Consider the following 23,940-nt stretch of genomic DNA (forward strand, 5'->3'; position numbering starts at 1 on the left):
CATATGCTAGTATCAAAACATATAAAAGTACTATGATTAGGAGGTAAGGCGCTATATGATTCAGCTGTCTCATATCGAAAAAACGTACGACAGCCCCTCAGGCCCGGTAAAAGCCCTCAAGGGCATCGACCTGACAATCGAGCGCGGTGAGATATACGGTATCATCGGCCTCAGCGGTGCAGGCAAGTCCACCCTGATCCGCTGCATCAACATGCTGGAACGCCCGACGGCCGGCAAGGTCATCGTGGATGGACAGGACATGACTGCCATGAGCGATAAGGAGCTGCGCAAGGCTCGCAAGAACATCGGCATGATCTTCCAGCATTTCAATCTGCTGAGCACATCCACGGTTTACGACAACATCGCGTTCCCGCTGCGCTTGTCGCACACGCCGGAAGCAGAAATCCGCAAGAAGGTGGAGCCCCTGCTGGAGCTCGTCGGACTTGCCGACAAAGCCCATCAGTATCCGTCTCAGCTCTCGGGCGGCCAGAAGCAGCGCGTGGGCATCGCCAGAGCACTTGCGAGCGAGCCGAAGGTGCTGCTCTGCGACGAGGCCACGAGCGCCCTTGACCCGCAGACGACGCGTTCCATTCTCGAACTCATCCAGAGCATCAACCGCAAGCTCTCGCTGACAGTCGTCGTCATCACGCATGAAATGCAGGTCATCAAGGATATCTGCGATAAGGTCGCCGTCATCGAGAACGGTGTCATCGCCGAGCAGGGCACGGTGCTTGAAGTCTTCACGAACCCGCAGCAGCCCATCACGAAGGAATTCATCAGCGTGCTGCTCTCAAACGAACTGCCGACGGCCTTCCGCGGCGGTGCCATCTCAAAGGTGCCAGTCCCCGGCGCTTACCTGCTGCTGCGTCTGACCTTCATCGGTGAATCAGCCGACGATCCGGTACTCGCGGGCATGATCCGCAAATTCCCGGAAATCGAGGTCACGATGCTCTTCGGCAATCTCGACCAGATCAAGAATACGCCGTTCGGACGCATGATCATCGGTGTCACGGGGCCTGAGGCAAAGGTCAGCGAAGCCATCGCCTACCTGCGCAGCAAAGATCTCAAGGAGGAGGTGATCGGTTATGTCCGCAGACATGATTCCACTGCTGAGTAAGGCACTCGGCGAGACGGTCTACATGGTCGTCGTCTCCATGATCGTCGCCACGGTCATCGGCGTGCCGCTCGGCGTGCTGCTGCATACGACGAGCAAGGGACAGATTCTCGAGTCCCCGGTGCTCAACCGCACGGTCGGAGCCGTCGTCAATGCCGTCCGCTCCATCCCGTTCATCATCCTGCTCGTCGCCATCATCCCGTTCACGCGACTGCTCGTCGGCACGGCCATCGGCACCACGGCGGCCATGGTACCGCTTGTCATCGCGGCCATCCCGTTCATCGGGCGCCAGGTGGAAACGAGTCTCAAGGAAGTGCCGTTCGGCCTGATTGAGGCTGCTCAGTCCATGGGTGCGACGCCGGCTCAGATCATCTGGAAGGTATTGCTACCCGAATCGATGTCCTCGATTGTCGCACAGCTCACGACCGTCATCATCAGCCTCGTCGGCGAATCGGCCATGGCTGGCGCTGTCGGCGGCGGCGGCCTCGGCGACCTCGCCATCCGTTACGGCTATCAGCGATTCCGCCCGGAAATCATGCTGGCCACCGTCATCATCCTCATCGTACTCGTCCAGCTCGTCCAGTTCGTCGGCAACACGCTTGCCAAACGCCTGGACAAGAGATAAAAAAGGAGGAAATCCATATGAAAAAAGTACTCGCACTCATCGCTGCGCTCGTCGTTGCGACGCTGGCATTCGCCGGCTGCGGCGGCAGCCAGTCTTCGTCGTCCTCTTCGTCGGGTGCTGCTCAGTCAAGCGGTGCCAAGACGCTGAAGGTCGGCGCCACGGCCGTCCCGCATGCCGAAATTCTCGAAGCTGCCAAGCCGCTGCTTGAGAAGGAAGGCATCACGCTCGATATCGTCGAATTCAACGACTATGTCCAGCCGAACCTCGCCCTCAACGACAAGGAGCTCGACGCCAACTTCTTCCAGCACGAGCCATATCTCAAGAACTTCATGGAAGAGCATAAGGATGTCAAGCTCGTGAATGCCGGCGGCATCCACATCGAGCCGATGGGCATCTACTCCAAGAAGGTCAAAGACCTCAAGGATCTCAAGGATGGCGCTACGATCTCCATTCCGAACGACCCGACGAACGGCGGCCGCGCACTGCTGCTGCTCCAGAAGGCCGGCCTGCTGAAGCTCAAGGACGGCGTCAACGAGAAGGCAACGCTGCAGGATATTGCCGAGAACCCGAAGAACTTCAAGTTCCAGGAAGTCGAAGCTGCCCAGGTGCCGCGTACGCTTGAAGATGTCGACGCTGCCGTCATCAACTCCAACTTCGCAATGCAGATTCCGCTCGATCCGACGAAGGATTCCCTCTTCATCGAGGACAGCACGAGCCCGTACGTCAACATCATCGCCGTACGCGAAGGTGACGAGAACCGTCCGGAAATCCAGGCTCTCATTAAGGTCCTGCACAGCCAGGAAATCAAGGATTTCATCAACAACAAATACAAAGGTGCTGTCGTTCCGGCTTTCTGAGCCGCAAATCAGCATACAGCAAAGGCCCGTCCGGTGAGGACGGGCCTTTTGCTTGCCAAGAACGGCTTTATATAGGATTTTAGAGGGGGCTGATTATTTCTTCGGGATGACATTCCAGTTGTGATCGACAACCGGCGTGATCGTACCCTTTTCCTGGATGTAGCGCGTGATCAGGCTGCGAACCTGGCCATCATCGCCGTAGAGCTTCATGGAGTCGAATACCACCTTCGGCTTGCGGCCATCCGTGTAGCCCATGGCTGCCATGTAACCGCTGCCGCCGTTCATGCGGTAATCGTTGATGGCCATCGTGAACGTATCGCTGTCCTTGACATCCCTGCCCTGATACTGGAGCTTCGTGATGCGGTGGCCGACCGGCTGATTCAAATCGATCGTGTAGTCGATGCCCTGGACCATATCGTAGTTGTAATCGGGGCTCGTGCCGTAGAACGAAGCGGCATGCTCCATGTACTTGCGCAGCTCGGCGCCGTTGATCTCGATGCCGAACAAGTAGTTCTCGTAGATGTAGAGGCCGGAAATCTCCTGCAGCGTGATGGGCCCTTTATCGATATCCTGGCTCGTATTCAAGGAAGCACTGGCCGAGAGCTGCGTGCCGGCATAATGGCGCTGCACGTCGTTGACAAAGTCGACGATGGCCGAATCCTGATGATTCGACTCTGCGCCGGCAAAGGTATCCGTCGCCTCACCGATGATCTGCTGCAGGGACTGCAGGGTCTTCTCATGCCATGGCTTTACCTGCTTGACGATGGCCGGGTCATCCTTTACGCCCTTGACGGAAATGGCCTGCGTCGTAACCTTCTCGACCTTCCACTTGCCATCGACCTTGTGGATCGTCAGATTGCTCTTGCCGACGAATTTGCCGTCCTTGCCGGATTCGACGACCGGCACACCGTTGATGACCGCATCGGCATACACTGTTCCATCCGGTCCCTTTACGCCGGATTTATTGTCGATGACAACATGATTATGGGCACAGATGAGGAGATCGAGATCCGGGCAGGCCTCGGCGATTGCGACGACCTGGTTCTCCGCGGAGTTGCGGTCACCGCGCGGGACGCCGGAGTGCGTGACACCGATGATGATATCCGCACCCTTGTCCTTGAGTTCCTTGACGTACTTCTGCATAACCGGCACCTGATCCTCGAAGTGGACACCAGCAAAATGCGCTGGAGCCTCAAAGTTCGGGATGGCCGGCGTATCCGTGCCGACGATGCCTACCTTGACGTTCTCGCCATCAATCTTGACCGTCTTGATGAGATACGGGCGAACGCCGCTCCAGGTCTTGCCCGTCTTATCGTCGATGACGTTGGCACCGAGCACGTTCTTGTTCTTGCCGATTGCCTTCTTGAGATAGTCGAGGCCGAAATTGAACTCATGGTTGCCGAGCTCAATGGCATCGTAGCCAATCTGGTTGAACGCGACAAACATCGGATGCTGGCCAGCCTTCCACTCATCCGGGTGCTGGACCATGTACGTATCAAGCGGCGTGCCCTGCAGGATATCACCGCCATCGATGCAGAGGATTGCGTCGTCCTTGCCCTTCTGCGCGCGTGCCTCATTGATGATCGTGCTGATCTTGGCCAGGCCCACATCAGCAGGCTGTGCCTTGAAGTAGTTCCAGCCGATGACACTGCCGTGTACATCGGAGGTCGAGAAAACCGTCAGGTCGCCAGCAAAAGCCGTACCGGCTGAAAGAGCTGCTGTCAGGGCTGCGAGTACCATGACCTTCAAAGAGCGTTTTGTTTTCATAACGTGTTTCCTTTCCTTATATCCTTATGTGTGGAACTTCAGGAGAGGCCGTCATCACTTGGTCGATGAAGCGGCGTTCTCAAGATCCTTCTGGTTGATGGAAGCGATATTCGTATATTTGCCATCGGCGGAGTTATGCAGGGAAATCTTGCCGGCCTTGAGGAGTTCTGCTGCCTTCTTGTAATCGGCCGAATCCTTGTCAAAGCCCGTCACATGCCAGTCGTCGACCGGCTGGACCTCGACCCTGCCCTGCTTGACCTCGCGGATATAGCGTGCCGTCATGTTGCGGATCGTGCCTTCTGTCTCGCCGAAGGCTTCAAGCGACGTCCAGACCTGCGGGAACTGGCGGCCTTCAAGCGCGCCGCCCTTCGCGATGAGCTGGTTCATGCGATAGGCATTCATGCCAAGCTTGATCTTGTCGCCATCGGCGATGACCTTGCCCGTCTTCTTGAGGCGCAGGTCCGTGATGCGTTCGCCTGCCGGCTTCGTCAGGTCCACGGTGTACGTGACACCGCCGAACATATCATTCGTACTGTACTTCGAGGCGCGGCGCACCGGATTGTAGCTCGGTGCAATATCGCCGGGCTGCTTCTGGTTGAAATAAGCGGCTGCCCATTCCATGTAATCCTTGAGATCCTTGCCCGTCACCTCGTAAACCGTCGTCTCACCGCCCGTGTACTGATAATTGAAGGCGATGTTCTTGCGGCGGATGGGGCCGACGAGCTGCTGAGCGTCGTCGCGGCTGATGATCAGCGAGGTCACATCGGCGCCGCTGTAATGGAGCTGTACCTCCTGCAGGAAATGCGTCAGCGGCGTATCGCCAATCTGCACCTCACTGATGCCCGGCATCGAATCCGGCGGTACCATGTTCATGCCGACAGCCTCGCCGATGACCTCATTGGCCGCCTTGCGGGCCTCGGCATGATACGGCGCGAGCTTCTTGACGAGTTCCTGATCATCGGCATATTTTGCCATCGGGATGGTCTGTGCTTTCTTATCCGTAAGCACGTAGCGGCCATCCTGTTTCTTGAAGGTCAGGTCGATGCGCGTAAGTGCGCGGCCGTATTTGTACGGCTCTGAGATCAGGACGCCGTTTACCGTCTTGGCATTGACATTCTGGTGCATGTGGCCGGCGACGATGGCCGCAAGTTCCGGGCAGGCATTGGCGAGGTCCGTCACGCCCGTGTCAGGGCGCTCGTTCTCATTGGCCACGCCCATGTGGATGACGCCGATGATGACATCGGCCTTGCCCTGAAGCTCCTCGATGGCCTTCTTCGTCTCCGTCACCGGGTCCTTGACAACAACACCCTTGAGGTGATCGGAATCCTTCTCAAATTCCGCGATCATCGGCGTATCCATACCGACGATGCCGATGCGCACGCCGTCTTTCGTGATGACTTTCGTGGCCGGCAGATAGCGGCGGCCATTCTCCCAGTAGACATTGCCGCAGAGTGCCTGCCCCTTGAACTGTTTCGTCACATGGCGCAGCACATCGAAGCCGAAGTTGAACTCATGGTTGCCCATCTCCCAGACATCGTAGCCCATCGCATTCATCGCGACGACCATCGGCTGATGCGGCGCCTTGTTGAACTGCTCAACACTGTTATCCTGGATGGCATCACCCGCATCGACGAGGATGACATTCGGATTTTCCTGGCGGATTTCCTTAACGGCCGTACTGATCTGCGTCAGGCTGCCCGAGCGGTCCTCCGTATCCGTTGCGTAATCCCATGGCATGAAGCGGCCATGGACATCCGATGTGCCGAGGACCGTGACCATTACGGTATCCGCCGAAGGTGCCGAGGCAAAGGCCACGGCTGATGTAAAGGAGAGGGACATGGCGGCTGCCAAGCAGCCCAAAAGATACCGTTTGCCCTTGTGTTTGAATTTCATGATGTACTCCTATTCCAGAAAAGGCGGCTGCCGGAAGCAGCCGCTTTTCCTTATGTATCCCGAGATTGCTTAGAACTGCCACTCAACACGGCCGAAGAGCTCTTTGTAGTTCTCGTTGCCGATGAGCGTCTTGCCCTGCGCGTACTGGAGCCAGGTGTACGTATGCGGCATGATGTTGCCGAGCAGACTCAGTGCCCAGCCCTTCGTGCCAGCATCGCTCGTATACGTCGGCGTCGGGCCTACGTTCTGGCCGATGTTGCGGTAAGCGACGGAGAAGCCCCACTGGCCGGCATTCGTCGCGTCGAAGTTCTCAAACTCCTTATAACCGATAACGGCACTCCAGGACGTGTTATAATCGTCTGCACCAAAGTTATGACCGTAGTTGCCCTGCAGCGCGATGTTCTTCGAGAAGTGGTACGTGCCCTTGGCCGTCCAGGTATTCATGTCATCATTGTCAGCGCCGTAACCAATCATCTTTGTAAAGACATTGCTATTAAGGTGATGGTAAGCTGTGCCGTAGTTGAGCTTGCCAAGCCAGCCCTTGAAGCCAATGGCCTGATAATTCGCTGCATCATCTGCTTTGCCATTCTGGGCCAGGCCGTACAGATAGTACTGATTGCCGCTCTTAAGATTAAAGCGGCCAGCATTGATTGTCGTCGTCAGGGCCTTGTTGCCGAACTCAGCTTGTGCACCAGAGAACTGCGTATCGAACATGATGTCCATATCAATACCGACCGGCATACGGCCGAAGCGGTACGTGGCATTGCCATACTTGCCTTCTGCCCAGATGCGCTTGAGACCAAGTGTGCCCGCCGTATCCTTCGTCAGGTCACCGTAGGCATCGATGCGCGACTTGAGCTTCCAGTTCTTGTTGATTTCAGCCGACGGCGTCAAGCGGAAGGTGTAGCCGTTCGAGTTATCACGTGTCTTAAGGGCGCCTATATCATGCGTTTTCTGACCGTTGATGTAAAGATCCACCGGAGCCTTGTCGTAGCGGACGCTGCCGTAATCGTAACGCAGCATGCCGCCCCATTTGACCTTATCGGCATTTTTCTCGAGCTTCGCCACGCGCACGCCGAGATTGTTGAGCTCATCAGCGAACTCTGCTGCGAGTTTCTCGATCAGTGCCTTATCGCCAGCCGATACATCCTGCTTGGCCATGGCCTTGGCAACCATCTGGGCCATCTCGTAACGCGTGATGTTCTGATTGCCCTTGAAGGTCGTGTCGCCGTAACCCTCGATGACGCCGTCTTTCGCGAGCGTCGTCACGGCATCGTAAGCCCAATGGTCAGACGGTACATCACTGAACGGGTTGGCAGCAGCAAACGTCGTCGAAGCGGCGCCGACTACCAGAGCCGTGGTCAATGCAGATACGATGGATTTCTTCATGTTTCTCTCTCCATTCCTACTGAACAATATCTTCCGCAAACATCAGAACCCGTTGACAATTGTCTTTTTATATCTCTTACGAGTTTTCTGACATCTGTTTCCCTCGCTTTTTATGATAGCACCGGATTAAAAGGGAATTAAAGGCCACATGTCTCCATTAGTACATGTATTGTTACCATTTTGCCCTATTTTCTTTATTTTTTTATCGCTTTCAAACGCGTTTTCGGTTTTCATTTACCCATTTTATAATTTTTTATTAATAAAAACAGGCAGCCACCCTAGCATAAAGCCAGTATGACTGCCTGTTGCAAGACGCAAGAATCCGCCTGATCTTACTGGAGAACCATGATGCGGCCCTGCGGCTGAGCATAGGCTGCACCGACGCTGCCGCCGAGTTCCTCGTTGAGGTAGTTGCGGACAGCATCAACATCGAGATAATCGACATCGTGTACCGTGACCTTGCTGGGGTCCGTCAGCGGATAGTACGTATCGCCGCCGGACGTCAGGTAATCCGGCACAGCGATGTTGTACGTGGCATCGGGGTCAAAGGCCTTGCCGCCGACACTCGTGATTGTGACGCGCATGCCGGGTTTTGCCGGGCTGTAATACGTGGAATGCGGATAGAGCTCGCCCTTCTCGAACGGCTTCGTCGTATCCACCGTGTACGCGATGCCGGCGACCTGCGGGAAGGCGCCAATGGCCTTCGGCGTCGTGCACGTAGCGGCCTCGAGCACTTCGAGCAGCGTCGAGCCTTTCATCGTCACGTACTGCAGGTAATTGTGATATGGCAGCACGCGCAGCATATCATTCTGCGTGATGTCACCGGCGGCGATGCCGGCACGGATGCTGCCGCCGTTCATGATGGCGCCGTCAATCGTGACTTTGTCGAGGACGCTTGCCTTGCGGACCTGCCAGAGATAGGCATCGGCGATGAAATCACCGAGATTCGTCTCCTCCGTGCGCACGCCGGGGTCACGGGAACCGTTAAGCTCCACCGTCGTCTTGCCGACTACCGTCGAGAGCTGCTTGTCGATATCGGCCTGTGCCTTGTCGACCATAACCTTTACCTTGGCATCCTCCTGGTTGAAGCAGCCATAGGCATGGAGGTCTTCCGTCCATTTGCCATTTTCGTAGAGAACCGCACCGATGTTGGCGAGGTGTGCGCCCGTTTCCGTCAGCAGGGCACCGTTGATGTAGAGATTCTTGACCGTATGGTCATGGCCATCGATGAAGACGTCGATGCCCTTGACGTTCTCAAGAACATCGTTGGAGCGGTCGCCTGCGGCATCCGGCTCACTGCCGAGATGGCCGATGGCGACGATGAGGTCACAGTTCTGCGCCTTGAGAGCATCGACTTCCTTCTGCGCTGCCTTGTACATCGCATCCTTCGACAGGAACGTCAGGCCGCGCGTGCTCTTCGGATTCGACGTCGTCACCGTGGACGGCGTCGTCAGGCCGAAGATGCCGATCTTGAGGCCGCCCTTTTTGACAATCGTGTGCGTTTTCGGCGTTAACGGCTTGCCCGTTGCATCGACGATGATGTTGGCCGACATAATCGGGAACTTCGCCTGCTTGATGCGAGCCTGCGTCACATCGGAACCGTAATCGAATTCATGGTTGCCGAGCGTCATGGCATCGTAGCCAACGGCATTCATGAAGTCGATGGCCGTCTTGCCCTTGCTGAAATTGACCAGATTATTATCCTGGATGGCATCACCGGCATCGACGAGCAGGACATCGTAGCCCTTGGCCTCGTAGTCCTTCTTGAGTGCGGCGACGGTTGCCATGCCGTTGACACCGTCTGCGCGGCGGTCGTAACCATGCGTGTCGTTCGTGTGCATGATGACGAGATGCGAGAAATCCGCGGCAAATGCCGTGCCCCAGAGGCAGGCAAAGACCAGCGTCAGCACCGCCAGGATCTTTTTCATGAAAACTCCTCCTCCCTACCGGCGGACAGCTGCACCATCCGCCAAGGTACTGGTAAAACATCATTGTCAATATTATAACAAGATTGACATGTTATCACAAATCCGTGAAAACACAGAAGCATCAGAAGAACATCTCAACGCGGGACCAGAGCTCGCTGGCACGTTCGTGATACATGAGATCCTTGCCGCGGACGTACATGACCTGAGCCTGGATGTTGCGCAGCGGCGTGACATACATGCCGTACTCCCAGCCGCGGACACCGGCATCGAGCGTGTACGTCGAGGACAGCGAGACATTCTGGCCGAGGTTGCGATAGGCGACGTATGCTCCCCAGGTACCAGCATGCGTGTGATCCCAGCCGTGATAATCGCCGTAGCCAAGCAGCATCGTGTAGGACTTATTGTAATTGGCCGCTTCCGTGTTCACAGCATAACCGGCCGTCACACCCCACTGCTTCGCAAAGCGGTAATCGCCCCAGAAGCAGAAGATGTTCGCATCATCAACGAACGATGTATCACCGGCATTCTTATAGCCGAAGCGATCCGAATTGAACAGGCTGGAGTTGTAATGATGGTACGTCGCCGTGAGCTCGAGATTCTTCTGGTTGTTGTAATCAAAGGACAGGGACTGATAGTTCGACACGTTGTCGTTCGGCGACTCCTTGGCCAGAGCGTACATGTACGGCCAGGCATTGTAGAGATCGAAGCGGCCAGCCGTCGCAATCGTCTTGAATACCTTCTGCCGAACGAAACCTGCGCACCCGAGATGACGTTATCCATGATGAGCTCGGTATCGACATACGGATGGAATTTACCGATCTGGATTCTCGTATTGCCATAGTTGCCGACCCCCCAGGCACGCTTGAGCGTCGGAGTACCCGTGGAATCCGAATTCGTGAAATCCTTCGCATCGATGCGCGCGCGAACCTGCCAATGATCGTTGATCCGTGCCGTCGGCGTCAGGCGGAACATCACATAGTTGCCATTGCTGTCATCGCGATACGTCGTCTTGTCGGCAGCCTTATTCCATGGATGGTTGTGCTTGTAGCGCTCGCTGTCATACTGCCAGCGCAGCTTGCCCGTGAATTTGACCTTATCCGCATTGCGCTCGAGATTGGCCACGCGCACACCGAGGCTGTCGAGTTCCGTCGCGAACTCCGCGGCAAGCTTGTCGATGAGTGCCTTGTCGGCAGCCGATACGTCCTGTTTCGCCATGGCCTTCGCTACCATCTGCGCCATCTCGTAACGCGTGATATTCTGACCGCCCTTGAAGGTCGTATCCCCATAACCTTCGATGACGCCATCATGTGCCAGCGTCGTCACAGCATCATAGGCCCAATGGTCAGACGGCACGTCGCTGAACGGGTTGGCCGCTGCAAACGTCGTGGATGCAGCACCAACAGCCAGGGCCGTAACAAGTGCGGATGCGATGGTTTTCTTCATGTCTTCTTCTCCATTCTTACTTCTAATCAACATATTCCTGACAAATATCGCCTCACAGGAAACGGTCCCATGCGACAATTGTCCCATTACACTTTTCTTGCGAGTTTTCTGATATTTGTTTTCCCACATCTTTTATTATAAGAAGTCGAGAATGGAGCAAAAGGGTCACGTGACCTAATTAGTACACACATGAATACTATTTTTGATTACATTCTGTAAATTTAATGAACATTTTATTGTTTATTAATGATTTCAACCAGGTATTTTATGGCTTCAGTGGTTCATGACATAGTGAACGGCTTCATCCGACGTGATATTCTTGCCACAATAACGCATGAGCGCGCGGAAGAATGTAGCCGAACGGTTGACGCGCTGGATGGCTTCGTCATGCGTGATCTCACGGTTTTCCTTGCGGATGGTCTGGGCCAGATCATACGATTCGTTGGCAATCTGCAGCATATAATCGATGATTTCATCTTCGTTGTGGAAACGCACGCTGTCATCCACCGTCATTTCCTTCGTGATGAGCGGCACGGCATCGACATCCCATTTGACATCCTTGCGCGTGAGCGTCTGGTCGATGTTCAGATGATGCTTGCGATTGAAATCGTCGTAGACGGACATGTGCAGCGGCATGGAGAGATCACCGCAGTAATGGCCGAGAATCGCATAGTTGTAATCATCGAATTTGCCCATTTCCGTCCAGGCCTTGGCCTTGCGCGTCGCATTGACGATGGCGCCCAGGATATAGCCATCCGGGCAATCGTCACGGCTCATGCCGATCATCTCGAGCTGTGCCGTCACATCCTCGCGCGTCGGCGGCTTCGATGCATCGAAGAAATGCGCCTGGCCATCATTCTTCTTGAGCCGGTTGATGGCTGATACCGTCTTCGACACATCCGGTGCACAGGCATTCTGATAGCTCGAGAGCCCCGCCGCCCGCTCAATGGCCATATGCGTCTGATCCGTCCAGGCCTCTGCCTGCGGCGGCATAAAATTCAAGGCGCCAAACGAAGCCAGCATAGCCGGCACCAGCATCATCCTCGATTTTCTGTTAAAATTCATAATATTCCCTCCGATCATATTTTATAGCCTACCATGATGATTGATGTGCTGTCAATGTCGTACAAAAGCAAAAAAATACCGTGCCGGAGGAACCGGCACGGTCAATAGGGGAATAAAATAGGGGTTTGCTTCGATGCCGCCTTATGCTTTGACGAGCATCATGCCCTGGTTTGCACCAAGGTTCAGGGTGAGCTGACCATCTTTGACAACGGCTTCTCTGCCGGTCAGCTGATCCTGGAAAGAAGTGCCGTCAGCGAAGCCTGCTGCCGGCACGCTTACGGTCTGAGCTGCTGTACCGCGGTTCAGGGCGACGATGGCAGCATCGTGGCTGCCGTCTATGGCCGTGCGTGCGAAGACATAGATATCACCGTCGGCTTTGAGCGTATCCACATCGCCGTACGAAAAGATGTTCTTATGGGCGTTGCGGACGCCGATGACCTTCTTGTAATAGGCAATGAGGTCTTTGTCCTCCCTGCCCCATGGATACGTGCGGCGGCAGTCGGGGTCGCCGCTGCCGTACTGGCCGGCCTCATCGCCGTAATAGATGGTCGGCATGCCCGGGTAGCCCATGAGGAAGGTCGCCGCGAGCTTGAGGCGTTCCTTGCCGAGTTTGTAGTCAAAATCCTTCTTCGTCGGCTGAGACACGCCGTCGGAACCGCTGCCGAATTTATAGAGCGCACGGACCGTATCGTGGCTGTCCACGATATTCATGAGGTCGTAGAGTGCTTCCTTCGGATAGTTCTGGCGCAGGACCTTGAGCTCATCGTCGGCAGCCTTGGCATCGCCCTTGTTGAGGAAGAGATCGCCGAGTGCAAACGAGAGCTTGTAGTTCATGACGGAATCGAACGTATCACCCGTGAAGAACTGAGAACCATCCTGCCAAATCTCACCCAATAGCAGAGGATCGTCGCCGTTGGCATTCTTGATGGACTTGACCTCCTTGCGGACATCGGCCCAGAATCCCGGCGGCACCTCCTTCGCCACATCGAGGCGCCAGCCCGAAAGGCCCTCATCGAACCATTTCATGATGACGCCCTTCTGGCCGTTGCGGCCATAGAGCAGATAGTCGCCGAGGTCTGACTGTACCGTTCCCTGTTCCGAGCCCGGATAATCGGCATCCTTGAACGGCACGAGGCTGTCGTAGCCCTGCCAGTCGTGATACGCGTACTTCTTGCCCATCATGTCCTGAGTCTTCTCGTTCCGGATCTCGAACCAGTTCTCCCAATGCCACGGGCTGAAAACCTGCCCCTCGGCCTCGAGCTCCTTCCGGGCTTCAGCCTTGGCCGCCGCTTCCGTCAGATGCTTGTCGTTCATGAGGTCGTAGATGCGGCTCCAGTACTCATAGGCACCAACCGTCTTGTACTTGCCATAGCGGTCAAAGTAAATGGAATCGTCGCCGACATGGTTATAGACGCCGTCCATGATGAGATGCATGCCGCGTTTCTTCATTTCTGCCGAAAGCGTCTCAAGGTCCTGGAAATTGCCGAGGAACGGGTCGATCGTGCCGTAATCGACGGCATCGTAGCGATGGTTCGAGCAGGCATTGTAAATCGGGTTGACGTAGATGGCCGTCACGCCCAGGCCCTGCAGGTAGTCGAGCTTCTGCGTGATGCCGGCGATATCGCCGCCAAAGAAATCGTTGCATTCCCATTTGTCGCCGTCGGCTGCCGGCGTCTTGCTGTAGTTGGCCGGCAGTTCACTCCACTTGCGGTGCTGTACGGGCTGATAGCCGCGCGCATTGGCACGGGCATAGTCATTGCTCTTGTCGCCGTTGAAGAAGCGGTCCGGAAAAATCTGATAGCAGACGGCTTCCTTGGCCCAGTCCGGCGTCTTGAAGTCCCTGCGGTAAACCGTAACCTGATACGGCTTGACGCCGCGCAGCTTGAGCTCGCCGGTACTGCCCGGCTTGGCATCATCGCCGTACTCCTTCGTGTCATTGAGCACGAATTTATAACCGTAAAGACCATACGTCTGCGGCGTAAAGGCGACGGACCAGATGTCCTGTCCATCCTTCGTGCCCGTCTTTGTCATCGCATACGTCGTGACCGTGCCGTCGGCATAATCCGGATTGTATTCATCGCCGCCGTTGGCCGTGACCTTCGCTTTGTAAACGACAAGCTTGGCATTGGTGACATCCCCTGCTCCCGTGGCAAGCGAGAGCTTCAAGGGCGTGCCCTCCCTGACGGCTTCAAACGGCGCACGATAATCCGTACTCCAGCTGTCGTGATAGACCTTGTCCTCGCGGATGCGGCCATCGTCGGCAATTAGGTGCTTTGCCTTGCTGTCGTAGTAGAACGTGACATCGCCGTCCTTGGCGACATTGACCGTCTGCGTCAACGCGTCCGCTCCCGGCATCGTGACCGTGACCGTGTAGTCGCCCTTCTTCAGGGGGACCGTCTTCTGGAAGAGATGGTCGAGCATCTGATCCTGCATCAGAGGGTCCTTGACGTCGCCGAAGCTGCCCGAGATAACCGGCAGTGCATCGTCCGACAGGAAGGTGTAACTCGTGCTGTCCGTGATATGATGGCTCTTGTCGTTGTAGTAGAACGTGACTTCCTGGGCCTTCGGCAGCGTCAGCTGCACGTTCGCACCGTCGAAGTTGCCGCCGAGGCCGTAGTTCTCGGCCCAGCTGCCATTGACGGAAATCTTATAGTAATACGTGCCGGCCGGCAGTTTCATCTTGTACGAATAGAAATCGTGGCCGATGGCCTTCATGCGCGTCGTCGTGTCGGAGGGGTCCCAGTCCTTCTTGGCACCGGCCTTCGTCTGCATTGTACCGGTCAGCACGATGCTGCGGCCCTCGGCAGCCAGAGCCTTCTCCTCGGCATCTTTGCCCGCGTAATCGTACGTCACGGCATGCGTCGCATCGTCATACGTGAACGTAACGTCGTGGTCCGCGAGCAGGCGCAGCGGGATATTCTTGCCACCTGCTTCGCCATTGGCGCCGTAGTTGACATCCCACGAGCCGCCCACCGCGATCTTGAAGTCGTAATTGCCCTTGGGCAGATGGCCGATGAGCACATGATGACCTTTGCCATCGGACTTCATGATGGTTTTGGCATCGGCCGGGTCCCATTCCTTGGCCGCGCCGAGCTCATCCTGCAGGGAGCCGACAAGTACGACATCATCCTTCTGTACGGCGCCGGCAGCCGGGGCAGCAGCTTCGGCCACGCTCTGCGAGAAGATGGGCAGCACCTCTGTCTGCCATGCGGCAAAGGGTGCCGTCATCAGGCCCAGTGTCAGCGACATGCCAACGGCACGCCGCAAAAACGTTCTACGTTCCATGCATAATCCCCCTCGAAAAAGAACGATAAACCGGGAGCGGGCAAAAGCCCGGCTGCCCAGTGGACAGCAGTATTCCAGTTTATCGTTCGTTTTTATACCAGTATATTGCTCAAATCAGAAGTGGAAGTCCATCTGCGTGCGGACGAGCGTGCGTTTGTTGCTGGTGTTCTCAATCTGCTTCTGTTTCGAGAAGAACGTCTCCCATTCCACATTCTTCCAAGGAACGTATTTTGCACCAATAATCCAGCCCTTGCTACCAGCAGAGCCGTTGTAGAACAGCGAGCCCCACTCATCATCGCCGGAAATCGTACCGTTTTTGCCATAACGATACCAGCGAGCATATGCCTGATATGTCCCCGGGTTCTGCAAATCTGTATTGCGATAGTTCAGGCGCAGGAACAAGCTGTTATTCTGGTCATCTGCATTCGTTTTAGCATAATCCGTGATGAAACGGACATTCTTGGCAAGATCAGCCCAGCCACTGAGCACATAAGCTTTATCATAATAAACAGTATGGTCGCCCCACGAATCCAAATGACTCGTATTCTGCTCGTAAACATCGCCTTTATCCTTGGAATTCTGCGCATAAGCGAGGTTGATTCCTGCGCTATGGCCGACATTACCCCAAGTGCCGACACCGTACCAGCTCTCATGATTGCCCGCACCTGTGGAGCTGAACCAGAAGCCGCTAGCTGTCAGGCCCGTTCCCTTCAAAGGAATGCCGAACTGGAAGCCGTCAGACTCCGTACCGAACAGGACATTCTGCTGACCAAGGCCACGCCAAGCACGGCCAATGCTGATCCAGTCTCCGGATTTCGGGTCAACGCCTTCAACCCAGATACGCTGGATATCACCATCGTGACCGGACCAACGTTTTGCTCTCGTATGTGTAGCACTATCTTCCCATGAACCGGATTCGTTTTCATGGTCATGGCCGTCGTTGTAGAAGGAGTTTTTCTCGAGCTGGAACTTCGCCTTCCAGTTGTCGTTGACCTTATAAGCACCATTAAGGCTCATGTAGAAGCGGTTATTGTCCTTATTCAGATAGCTCGAACCATTTTCCGGAGAATACTTATCATGGTCATACTGAACGCGGATAAAGCCATTGAGTTCCATCTTGCCGGCAATACCGTTCTTAAGGTCATTGATGTCCTTCGTGTTCTGGTCAACCTGCTTCTTGAGCGTGTCAATCTCACCCGAATACTCGGCAGCGAGTTTATCGAGGACCGTCTTGTCGCCGAAGTTCAGATCGTTCTTCTGCATGGCCTTGGCGACAATCGAAGCCATCTCGTAACGCGTCATCGCACGGCCGCCCTGGAAGGTATTATCCCCCATACCTTCAATGACGCCCTCTTTGGCGAGGTAGTCGAGTGCTTCATACGACCAGTGATCTTTCGGGACATCGGTAAAGCTGTCCGCCGTTGCGGCAAATGCCGTCGTGGACATACCGACCGTCAGGCCGGCCAGGATAGCCAGGGCTTTCTTGTTGAGCTTCATTTGAAAAACTTCCTTTCCCTCTAAAGATTCTCAAAATTTATCTCTTACATGATGAGTCTCCCTATCTATCCATGTTCCGATATGAAAACAACATCATATAATCCTATATTAATATATAGAGATAGAGAACAGCGGCATCGGCCGCTATTCTCTTGTCTCTTTCCCAAAGCTTGACGCTTGCTGCTCCCCAGAAGCAACCGTCAGATATTATCGTCGAGCATCGCGCCGACGCTGGCATATGCACAGCGGGCCTTATGCTTGATTTCCTCACGGGCCGTGTCGACAGTGAAGCCGTTGAATGCCTCAATCATCGGCAGGTCGTTGATCTCATCGCCGATGGCGAAGATCTCCGCACCTTCCCAGCCCATCAGGGACAAGGTATGCTCGATGGCCTGCTGCTTGCTGATGCAGTTCGGCGTGATATCGACCGCGCATCGGTTGGGATATGCGTGGACAGTATCGCCAAACGTGGCATTGACAGCAGCACTGGCCGCCAGAGCATCTTCTGGATTCGTGAAGCCAAGCGCGAACTGATGGATGGTCTGCGGCAGCTTGTCTACCTCATCCTCCTCAATGCGAACAATGGGGAAATCCCACTGCTTCGCCTCGCGCAGCACCCAGGTGCCTTCAAAAGCATGACAGAGGTACGTACGGTCCGCTGCCGAGAGTGCAAAGTGGAACGACTTGCGTACGAGCGGCAGCTTCGTCAGCGCCTTGAGCATGTGCGGCTCGATCCTGGCTTCCCAGAGGACGGTACCATCTGCCTTGCAGATAATGCCGCCGTTATTGCAGGCAAGATAATCGTAGCCGACACCGTAATGCTTGAGCTGCGGGACAAGCATGCCATGGTCGCGCCCCGAGACAACGCCGAACTTATGGCCCGCCTCGCGCCATCTCTGGATGGCCTCCGCATCACTCTTGGCAATCACATCTTGACGGAACAGCGTTCCATCATAATCACTAGCGGCTACTTTCATGCTGCTTCCTCCTCAATCCATGTAGACAACGGCTTCAGCCGGTCTAAGCTTTCCTTTTTCAGGATTCTTGCAGTTGCCGAGCAGCGGCTTGGCATCCTTGAGGAATCCTGCATCGTATGTAACGGGTTCATTCGTGAAATTCACGATGGTATATGTCGCATGATCGTCGAGCGAACGCTCGAATACGTAAACGCGTTCATCATCCGGCAGCAGTTCCTCGTAGGTACCCTGCTGCAGGATCTCGGCGGCTGCACCAGTCGTGCGCTCGCGGTTCAAACGGCGGTAATAGCTCAGGACGGAATCGCCGTCCTCAGCCTCGGCCTCGACGCAGCAATCCATGAAGTCCTCATGGACGGGCAGCCATGGCTTGCCGGTCGTGAAGCCTGCATTCGTCTCACACGTCCACTGCATCGGGGTGCGCGCGTTGTCACGGCTCTGGAACTGCACGCATTTGAGTGCTTCCTCAGGCGTAAAGCCTTTCTTGAGCGCGTATTCGTACTGACCATGCGTCGAGATATCATTATAGTCCTCAATGTGCGGAAATGCTACATTCGTCATGCCGATTTCCTCGCCTTCATAGACAAAAGGCGTGCCGCGCAGCGTGTAGAGGATCGTCGCGAGCGCCTTGGCTGCGGTCTTTGGATCCGTACCTTCCGGGAAGTAGCGGTGCATCGAGCGGTTCTGATCATGATTCTCGAAGAAGATCGGATACCAGCCCTCCTTGGCCGTGGCCTTCTGGCTGGCCGTGAGCGCCTGCTTGAGCTGTGTGATCTTCCACGGGAAACGCTTGCACCAGATCTCACCTTCCGGATAGGCGAGCTCGAGATGACTGAACTCGAAGAGCATCGAGAAAACGCCATCCTCGCCGACCCACTGCGGCAGTTCCTCCGGGCTGACACCGTTGGCTTCGCCGACCGTGAAGATGTCGTGGCCGTCGAATACCTCGCGGCGGAACTCATGCAGGAAATCGAGGATGCCCGGCGTATTGGCCGTCATCTCATGGATGCCGACCAGCCCGTCCGGGCCATCCGGCGTCCCATCCGCAAATTCTGGCTTCTTGATGTAGACAATCGCATCGATGCGGAAGCCGCCGACGCCCTTGTCGAGCCAGAAGTTTGCAGCATCGAACAGAGCCTTGCGGACTTCGGGGTTCTCCCAGTTGAGGTCCGGCTGTGCTTCGGCGAACGTGTGCAGGTAATACTGCTGGCGTTCCTCACACCACGTCCAGGCCGAGCCGCCAAAGATGGCGCGCCAGTTTGTCGGTGCCGAACCGTCCGGTTTGGCGTCGCGCCAGATGTACCAGTCGGCCTTGGGATTCGTGCGGTCCTTCTTCGACTCGAGGAACCAGGGATGCTGGTCGGAGCTGTGATTGAAGACGAGATCCATGACGATGCGGATGTCGCGCTTCTTCGCTTCGGCAATCAGCGTTTCCATGTCTTCCATCGTGCCGTACGACGGGTCAATGCCGCAGTAATCCGAGATATCGTAACCATTATCGACCATCGGCGAAGGGTAGACCGGCGTGAGCCAGATGGCTCCCGTGCCGAGGGATTTGAGATAATCGAGATGACGCGTGACGCCGGGAATGTCACCAACACCGGTGCCCGTCGTATCCTGGAAGCTCTTCGGATAGACTTGGTAGACGATGCTTTTCTGCCACCATTTTAACTTGCTCATGAGAATACTCCTTTCTTCCGGTTCCCGTGAAATACGAGAGTGGAGTGTGGAGAGATCCACGCTCCACTCTCACATTCACATATAGCTGAATCAGAAGGAGATGATCGGGGTTTCGTTGACTTTGACGTCGCCGTCAGCAGCTTTCTTCATCTGCGGATACTCATTGCTGTTCGTCACAGCGAGGATGATCGTATCCTTGTAGCCGGCAGCCTTGATGGCATCGCGGCTGAAGCCGATGAGGTCGTCGCCTGCCTTGACTTTCGCACCCTGTTTCGTCAGGCAGCGGAAGCCCTTGCCTTCCATCTTGACCGTATCGAGGCCAATGTGGATGAGGATTTCGGCACCGTTGTCGAGGCGCATGCCGATGGCGTGATAGGAACCTTCCATGATCATGGTGACTTCGCCGTCAGCCGGAGCTACGACCGTTTCCGTCGTCGGCTCGATGGCAACGCCGTCGCCCATCATCTTCTGAGAGAATACGTCGTCCGGAACTTCCGTCATGTCGATGAGCTTGCCGGAAGCAAATGCCTTGAGTTTCATGGAGAGATCCGTCTTGACAGGTTCACTCGGGTTGGCTGCAGCCTTGGCTTCTACCGGCACATCGGCGAGATTGCCTTTGAGCAGGGCGTCGAAGTAGCTGCGGACATTCGGGACGGAGAGGCCGACGATGACCTGGATGGCATGGCCGTTCTTGACGAGGCCGAAGGCACCGGCTTTCGTGAACTTGCCTGCCGAAGCGACTTTGTCCGGATCTGCGACCGTGACGCGCAGACGCGTTGCGCAGTTCGTAACTTCCTTGATGTTGGACGGGCCGCCGAGGTTGTCGAGGAATACCTGAGCCTTCAGGGCATCCGGGTTGTTGGCAAGACCTTTCTTTTCCATTTCTTTCTTGGCCTTGTACTCAGCCTTCGTGAAGAGCTTGTCCTCTTCATCGTCGTCGGTACGACCAGGAGTCTTATAGTCGTTCTTGAGGATGAGATAACGGAATACGAAGAAGTAGATTGCCGTGAAGCAGAGGCCTACGATGATCTGCATGATGTAGGTACCTGCATGATACTTGAAGAGCGGAATCCAGTTCTGTACGAAGCAGTCGATGAGGCCGCCGCCGAAGTTGCCGGAGAGGCCAAAGAAGTAAAGCGTTGCGGAAAGCGTTGCGGCGAGAACAGCATGCACAGCGTAGAGGAGCGGTGCAACGAAGAGGAACGTGAACTCGATTGGCTCGGTGATGCCGCAGAGGACGGCCGTGACCGTTGCCGGGATCAGGAGCGTTGCTGCCTTCTTGCGTTTCTCAGGCTTTGCACAAGCGTACATGGCGAGGGCTGCGCCCGGCAGACCGAAGACTTTCGACATACCATGGAGGGCGAAGCCGCCTTCCGGGAACATTTCTTTCAGGGAGTGTGCGCTCGTAGCGAAATCATTGAGATGCTGGAGCCAGTAAGCCTGGATACCGCCATCGCAGACGGCCGGGCCAAAGATGAACGGCAGATAGATGAAGTGATGCAGACCAGCCGGCAGCAGGATGCGTTCGGAGAATGTGTAGCACCATACGCCGATGATACCGCTTGTTTTCAGGAAGAACTGGAACTGCTCAATGGCGTGCTGGACAGCCGGCCATACGAAGCAGAAGAGCAGGGCCATCGGGATCATGACGACGAAGCCGACGGCGACGACAAAGGCAGGGCCTTTGAAGATGCCGAGCCAATCTGGAATCTCGGTATCATAGAAGTGGTTGTGGAGGTACGAGGAGCAGCAGGCGATGAAGATGGCGCCGAGCATGCCCATGTCGAGGGTCTTGATGTTGGCGATCATCGCGAGACCCGTGCCTGCGCCAGCGGCCTGGCTGTAATCGACACCGAAGAAATCGCCGTGCAGCGTCAGGAAACCGGAGATGAAGTAGTTGAACACCATGTAGATGACGAAGGACTCCATTGCGCAGCGAGCCGGTTCTTTTTTCGCAAAGCCGATTGGCACGGCAATGGCGAAGAGGATCGGCATCTGATTGAATACCGTCCAGGCGCCCTGTTCTACGACAAACCAGAAATCATACCAGACGGTGCCTTTATCTGCGATACTGCCGAGAAGCATCGTATTCTTGCAGATGATCGAGATGGCAACCGTGAGACCGAAGAATGCGAACAGGATTACCGGCGTGTACATGGCGCCGCCGAACCGTTGCAATTCTTGCATGACGCGATCTTTACTGATCGACATGTTCATTCCCCCTATTTCTCAATTACCCATTATGATTGCTTGACAAGCCGATTCGTTCTTTATCGGTTCGGCTTGTCATCCAAGGGGCAGATTCGCAATCCCCCGATCCGTTCCCTTGGATATCCTGTACCTAAAGAATAATAAAAAAAGCCCGCAAACGCAATAGTTTCGCGGGTTTCAGGCACATCGCCCCTCTCGTGTACCATGGTACATTCTGAGAAATTCGGTACATATGAGCAACGGCAAGGCCTGGCGGGCTCTCCTTATTCTTATTGTTTATATTGTTGACTGAATATTTTTCTGTTTCAGGCGATGCACGTAGATGCGATACTTGACGTACCAGACTTCGATGAGCATGAAATAGGGCATCATGGACTTGAAGGAGATGTGTTTGCCGTCATCGGCATCGTAGAGCTGAAATTCGGCCGGCGAGATGTAGAGGTTGACGGTTGAGAGGCTCGCGAGCGTGTTGTCATGGAGTTTCGTGATGGAGATCAGCGGGATATCGCGCAGCTGGAGTTCCCGCGCGATTTCGACAACGGAAGGCGACTCGCCCGAGAGCGAGACGATGATGAAAAGGTCGTCCTTCGTCAGCGTCGGCAGCACAGAATAGAATTCCTCGCGAGCCGGGATGTCGTAGAGAAAGACGTTGTCGTAGAAGAAAAGGCGCTTGAGCTCCTGCAAGACATTGGCCTGTACGTAGCCCGAGGCAAACGTGAAGACGCGGTTCGCCTCGTGCACGAGGCGGCTGGCACTGTCGAAGTTGCGCTTGAAGATCTTCTCGCCCGTCTTCAGGTAGAAGTCGCTGAGGTCGTCGAGCACATTGGAGTTGTAATGCGGCTGCTCCACCTCCTCCATCTTGAGAATGGCCTTGAGCTCACCGAAGCCGTCGAGCCCAAGCTTCTGCGAGAAGCGCACGATGGTCGTGCTCGAGACGCAGCAGGCGCGCGCGAGTTCATGGATGGAAATATGGCGAGCGGCCGCACGATGCTGCAGGATGTACTTCCAGATGACCATATCCGTGTCGTTCAGAGCCTGGCGGTTGGTATTGATGAGTTCGTCGAGACGCATAAGGGAGTCCTCCATCTAACGTGTAAACAGGGAAAATCAGAACAGGCTGAGCGTCTTCAGCAGAAAAATCCAGCCGAAGATCGTGAAGCACGACAGCGCGCTCGTGTAAACGACGCAGTTGCCCGCGAGCTCCGCGTCGCTGTTCATCTGCTGCGCCATGGCAAAGCCGGCGACAGCACACGGCGTGGCGAAGATGGCGACGAGCGTCACGAGCTCGATGCCGCGGAAGCCCAAGAAGATTGCCAGCCCCAGCATGATGGTCGGCACGATGATGAGACGGGCGAGCACACAGCCCACGAGCTGCGGCAGGTGATTGTGGAAGCTGCCCCCCTTGAACGAGGCACCGAGGATGATGAGGGCGACAGGCGTCGTGGCTGCCGCGACTTGGCCGATCGGCTTGAGCACGGGCTTCGGGATGGGGATACCGAGGATCAGGAAGGCTGCGCCCAAGATTGCGCCGAGGATCATCGGATTCTTGAGCACGCCGAGGAGAATGCCGGGCAGGTAGAAATGCCCGCCGCGGAACGTCTCGAGGATGAATACCGAGACGATGTTGTAGATTGGCACGATGATGGCGATCATCATCGTCGGGATGGCCAGCTGGTCATCACCGAAGATATTGGCAATGAGCGGGATGCCCATGAGCACGAAGTTGCTGCGGAACGTAGCCTGGATCATGGCGCCGCGGCGCTTGTTCGACGGCTCGATTGCACAGACGATGATGCCAGCGATGAGCGCCGTTGCCAGAACACCGCCCGCTCCGAACAGGATGAGATTGGGACGGAACGTCGTGGCAATATCCGTTGTGTAGATGTTGTAGAACATCATGCAGAAGAAGAAAATACGAAAGACCATGCGATTGACATGGACGAGCTCCTCATCCGTCAGGAGCTTCATGCGCTTGACCATGGCACCGATGAACATCAGGCAGAACATCGGCACGACAGCGCCAATCGCCACAAGCAGATTGCTGACCATATACGCGATACACCCTTCCTAAAACGGCTCTGAATTTATTCCGTGTATTCCGATTCACGCCGGCATATTCAGCATACAGCCAACCACGTCGCGTGAATCAAACATGAATGCGCAATGCGTATCCTACAAAAAGTATATCACAATTGACGCAGGCTCAAAAGTG

At 55.6% G+C, this 23,940-nt stretch carries 17 protein-coding genes; 3 read left to right on the forward strand and 14 right to left on the reverse strand.

What is annotated here, in order from left to right; genetic code table 11:
* Window positions 1–55 precede the first annotated feature (55 nt).
* From DWZ54_RS01900 to DWZ54_RS01910, 3 genes are read left to right on the forward strand one after another with little or no spacing between them, the layout of a single operon-like run.
* Window positions 56–1,117 carry a methionine ABC transporter ATP-binding protein gene (locus DWZ54_RS01900; protein ID WP_118474273.1) on the forward strand — a complete coding sequence of 354 codons (1,062 nt, stop codon included), beginning with the start codon at window positions 56–58 and terminating at the stop codon, window positions 1,115–1,117.
* Window positions 1,086–1,739 (forward strand): methionine ABC transporter permease, encoded by a 654-nt coding sequence (locus tag DWZ54_RS01905; protein ID WP_118014561.1) that lies wholly within the window; start codon window positions 1,086–1,088, stop codon window positions 1,737–1,739. The genes DWZ54_RS01900 and DWZ54_RS01905 overlap by 32 nt, the downstream gene beginning before the upstream one ends.
* 17 nt (window positions 1,740–1,756) lie before the next feature.
* Window positions 1,757–2,596, forward strand: coding sequence for a MetQ/NlpA family ABC transporter substrate-binding protein (locus tag DWZ54_RS01910; RefSeq protein WP_118014559.1), 840 nt, complete (start codon window positions 1,757–1,759; stop codon window positions 2,594–2,596).
* A gap of 93 nt (window positions 2,597–2,689) precedes the next feature.
* Here the strand turns inward: DWZ54_RS01910 and DWZ54_RS01915 are convergent, their stop codons facing one another.
* The 14 genes from DWZ54_RS01915 to DWZ54_RS01975 all read right to left on the reverse strand — a co-directional run bounded on the left by DWZ54_RS01915 (window position 2,690) and on the right by DWZ54_RS01975 (window position 23,777).
* Window positions 2,690–4,363 carry a bifunctional UDP-sugar hydrolase/5'-nucleotidase gene (locus DWZ54_RS01915; protein WP_118474274.1) on the reverse strand — a complete coding sequence of 558 codons (1,674 nt, stop codon included), beginning with the start codon at window positions 4,361–4,363 and terminating at the stop codon, window positions 2,690–2,692.
* Window positions 4,364–4,417: 54 nt separating this feature from the next.
* Window positions 4,418–6,256 carry a bifunctional UDP-sugar hydrolase/5'-nucleotidase gene (locus DWZ54_RS01920; RefSeq protein WP_118474275.1) on the reverse strand — a complete coding sequence of 613 codons (1,839 nt, stop codon included), beginning with the start codon at window positions 6,254–6,256 and terminating at the stop codon, window positions 4,418–4,420.
* A gap of 69 nt (window positions 6,257–6,325) precedes the next feature.
* Window positions 6,326–7,645: an S-layer homology domain-containing protein gene (locus DWZ54_RS01925; protein WP_118474276.1), complete on the reverse strand. Its 1,320-nt coding sequence runs from the start codon at window positions 7,643–7,645 to the stop codon at window positions 6,326–6,328.
* A gap of 332 nt (window positions 7,646–7,977) precedes the next feature.
* Window positions 7,978–9,573, reverse strand: a complete 1,596-nt coding sequence (locus tag DWZ54_RS01930; RefSeq protein ID WP_118474277.1) for a bifunctional UDP-sugar hydrolase/5'-nucleotidase — start codon at window positions 9,571–9,573, stop codon at window positions 7,978–7,980.
* A gap of 121 nt (window positions 9,574–9,694) precedes the next feature.
* Window positions 9,695–10,000, reverse strand: coding sequence for a hypothetical protein (locus DWZ54_RS11965; RefSeq protein WP_233541588.1), 306 nt, complete (start codon window positions 9,998–10,000; stop codon window positions 9,695–9,697).
* Between the two features lie 14 nt (window positions 10,001–10,014).
* Window positions 10,015–11,016, reverse strand: a complete 1,002-nt coding sequence (locus tag DWZ54_RS01935; protein WP_233541589.1) for an S-layer homology domain-containing protein — start codon at window positions 11,014–11,016, stop codon at window positions 10,015–10,017.
* 273 nt (window positions 11,017–11,289) lie between these two features.
* Window positions 11,290–12,081 (reverse strand): hypothetical protein, encoded by a 792-nt coding sequence (locus tag DWZ54_RS01940; protein ID WP_147369880.1) that lies wholly within the window; start codon window positions 12,079–12,081, stop codon window positions 11,290–11,292.
* A 141-nt stretch (window positions 12,082–12,222) separates the two neighbouring features.
* Complete coding sequence (locus DWZ54_RS01945) at window positions 12,223–15,366, reverse strand: alpha-amylase family glycosyl hydrolase (RefSeq protein ID WP_118474279.1); 3,144 nt, start codon at window positions 15,364–15,366, stop codon at window positions 12,223–12,225.
* A gap of 114 nt (window positions 15,367–15,480) precedes the next feature.
* Entirely contained in the window at window positions 15,481–16,863 is a 1,383-nt protein-coding gene (locus tag DWZ54_RS01950) for an S-layer homology domain-containing protein (protein ID WP_118474280.1), read from the reverse strand.
* Between the two features lie 200 nt (window positions 16,864–17,063).
* Window positions 17,064–17,840: an HAD-IIB family hydrolase gene (locus DWZ54_RS01955; protein ID WP_118474281.1), complete on the reverse strand. Its 777-nt coding sequence runs from the start codon at window positions 17,838–17,840 to the stop codon at window positions 17,064–17,066.
* A 12-nt stretch (window positions 17,841–17,852) separates the two neighbouring features.
* A complete protein-coding gene (locus DWZ54_RS01960; RefSeq protein WP_118474282.1) occupies window positions 17,853–19,517 on the reverse strand; it encodes an alpha-glucosidase in 1,665 nt (554 codons plus the stop codon).
* Between the two features lie 90 nt (window positions 19,518–19,607).
* Entirely contained in the window at window positions 19,608–21,728 is a 2,121-nt protein-coding gene (locus DWZ54_RS01965; protein WP_118474283.1) for an alpha-glucoside-specific PTS transporter subunit IIBC, read from the reverse strand.
* A 276-nt stretch (window positions 21,729–22,004) separates the two neighbouring features.
* The gene (locus DWZ54_RS01970) at window positions 22,005–22,799 is read right to left on the reverse strand and encodes a MurR/RpiR family transcriptional regulator (protein WP_118014534.1); all 795 of its coding nucleotides are present in this window, start codon (window positions 22,797–22,799) and stop codon (window positions 22,005–22,007) included.
* Window positions 22,800–22,835: 36 nt separating this feature from the next.
* Window positions 22,836–23,777 carry an AEC family transporter gene (locus tag DWZ54_RS01975; RefSeq protein WP_118014532.1) on the reverse strand — a complete coding sequence of 314 codons (942 nt, stop codon included), beginning with the start codon at window positions 23,775–23,777 and terminating at the stop codon, window positions 22,836–22,838.
* Window positions 23,778–23,940 lie beyond the last annotated feature (163 nt).

The organism is Mitsuokella sp. AF33-22, assembly GCF_003475755.1.
Classification (GTDB): Bacteria; Bacillota; Negativicutes; order Selenomonadales; family Selenomonadaceae; genus Mitsuokella.

Excerpts from the sequence above, each read along its gene's own strand:
- DWZ54_RS01900 (WP_118474273.1), top strand. The coding sequence starts at position 56 with ATGATTCAGCTGTCTCATATCGAAAAAACGTACGACAGCCCCTCAGGC.
- DWZ54_RS01905 (WP_118014561.1), top strand. The coding sequence starts at position 1,086 with ATGTCCGCAGACATGATTCCACTGCTGAGTAAGGCACTCGGCGAGACG.
- DWZ54_RS01910 (WP_118014559.1), top strand. The coding sequence starts at position 1,757 with ATGAAAAAAGTACTCGCACTCATCGCTGCGCTCGTCGTTGCGACGCTG.
- DWZ54_RS01915 (WP_118474274.1), bottom strand. The coding sequence starts at position 4,363 with ATGAAAACAAAACGCTCTTTGAAGGTCATGGTACTCGCAGCCCTGACA.
- DWZ54_RS01920 (WP_118474275.1), bottom strand. The coding sequence starts at position 6,256 with ATGAAATTCAAACACAAGGGCAAACGGTATCTTTTGGGCTGCTTGGCA.
- DWZ54_RS01925 (WP_118474276.1), bottom strand. The coding sequence starts at position 7,645 with ATGAAGAAATCCATCGTATCTGCATTGACCACGGCTCTGGTAGTCGGC.
- DWZ54_RS01930 (WP_118474277.1), bottom strand. The coding sequence starts at position 9,573 with ATGAAAAAGATCCTGGCGGTGCTGACGCTGGTCTTTGCCTGCCTCTGG.
- DWZ54_RS01935 (WP_233541589.1), bottom strand. The coding sequence starts at position 11,016 with ATGAAGAAAACCATCGCATCCGCACTTGTTACGGCCCTGGCTGTTGGT.
- DWZ54_RS01940 (WP_147369880.1), bottom strand. The coding sequence starts at position 12,081 with ATGAATTTTAACAGAAAATCGAGGATGATGCTGGTGCCGGCTATGCTG.
- DWZ54_RS01945 (WP_118474279.1), bottom strand. The coding sequence starts at position 15,366 with ATGGAACGTAGAACGTTTTTGCGGCGTGCCGTTGGCATGTCGCTGACA.
- DWZ54_RS01950 (WP_118474280.1), bottom strand. The coding sequence starts at position 16,863 with ATGAAGCTCAACAAGAAAGCCCTGGCTATCCTGGCCGGCCTGACGGTC.
- DWZ54_RS01955 (WP_118474281.1), bottom strand. The coding sequence starts at position 17,840 with ATGAAAGTAGCCGCTAGTGATTATGATGGAACGCTGTTCCGTCAAGAT.
- DWZ54_RS01960 (WP_118474282.1), bottom strand. The coding sequence starts at position 19,517 with ATGAGCAAGTTAAAATGGTGGCAGAAAAGCATCGTCTACCAAGTCTAT.
- DWZ54_RS01965 (WP_118474283.1), bottom strand. The coding sequence starts at position 21,728 with ATGTCGATCAGTAAAGATCGCGTCATGCAAGAATTGCAACGGTTCGGC.
- DWZ54_RS01970 (WP_118014534.1), bottom strand. The coding sequence starts at position 22,799 with ATGCGTCTCGACGAACTCATCAATACCAACCGCCAGGCTCTGAACGAC.
- DWZ54_RS01975 (WP_118014532.1), bottom strand. The coding sequence starts at position 23,777 with ATGGTCAGCAATCTGCTTGTGGCGATTGGCGCTGTCGTGCCGATGTTC.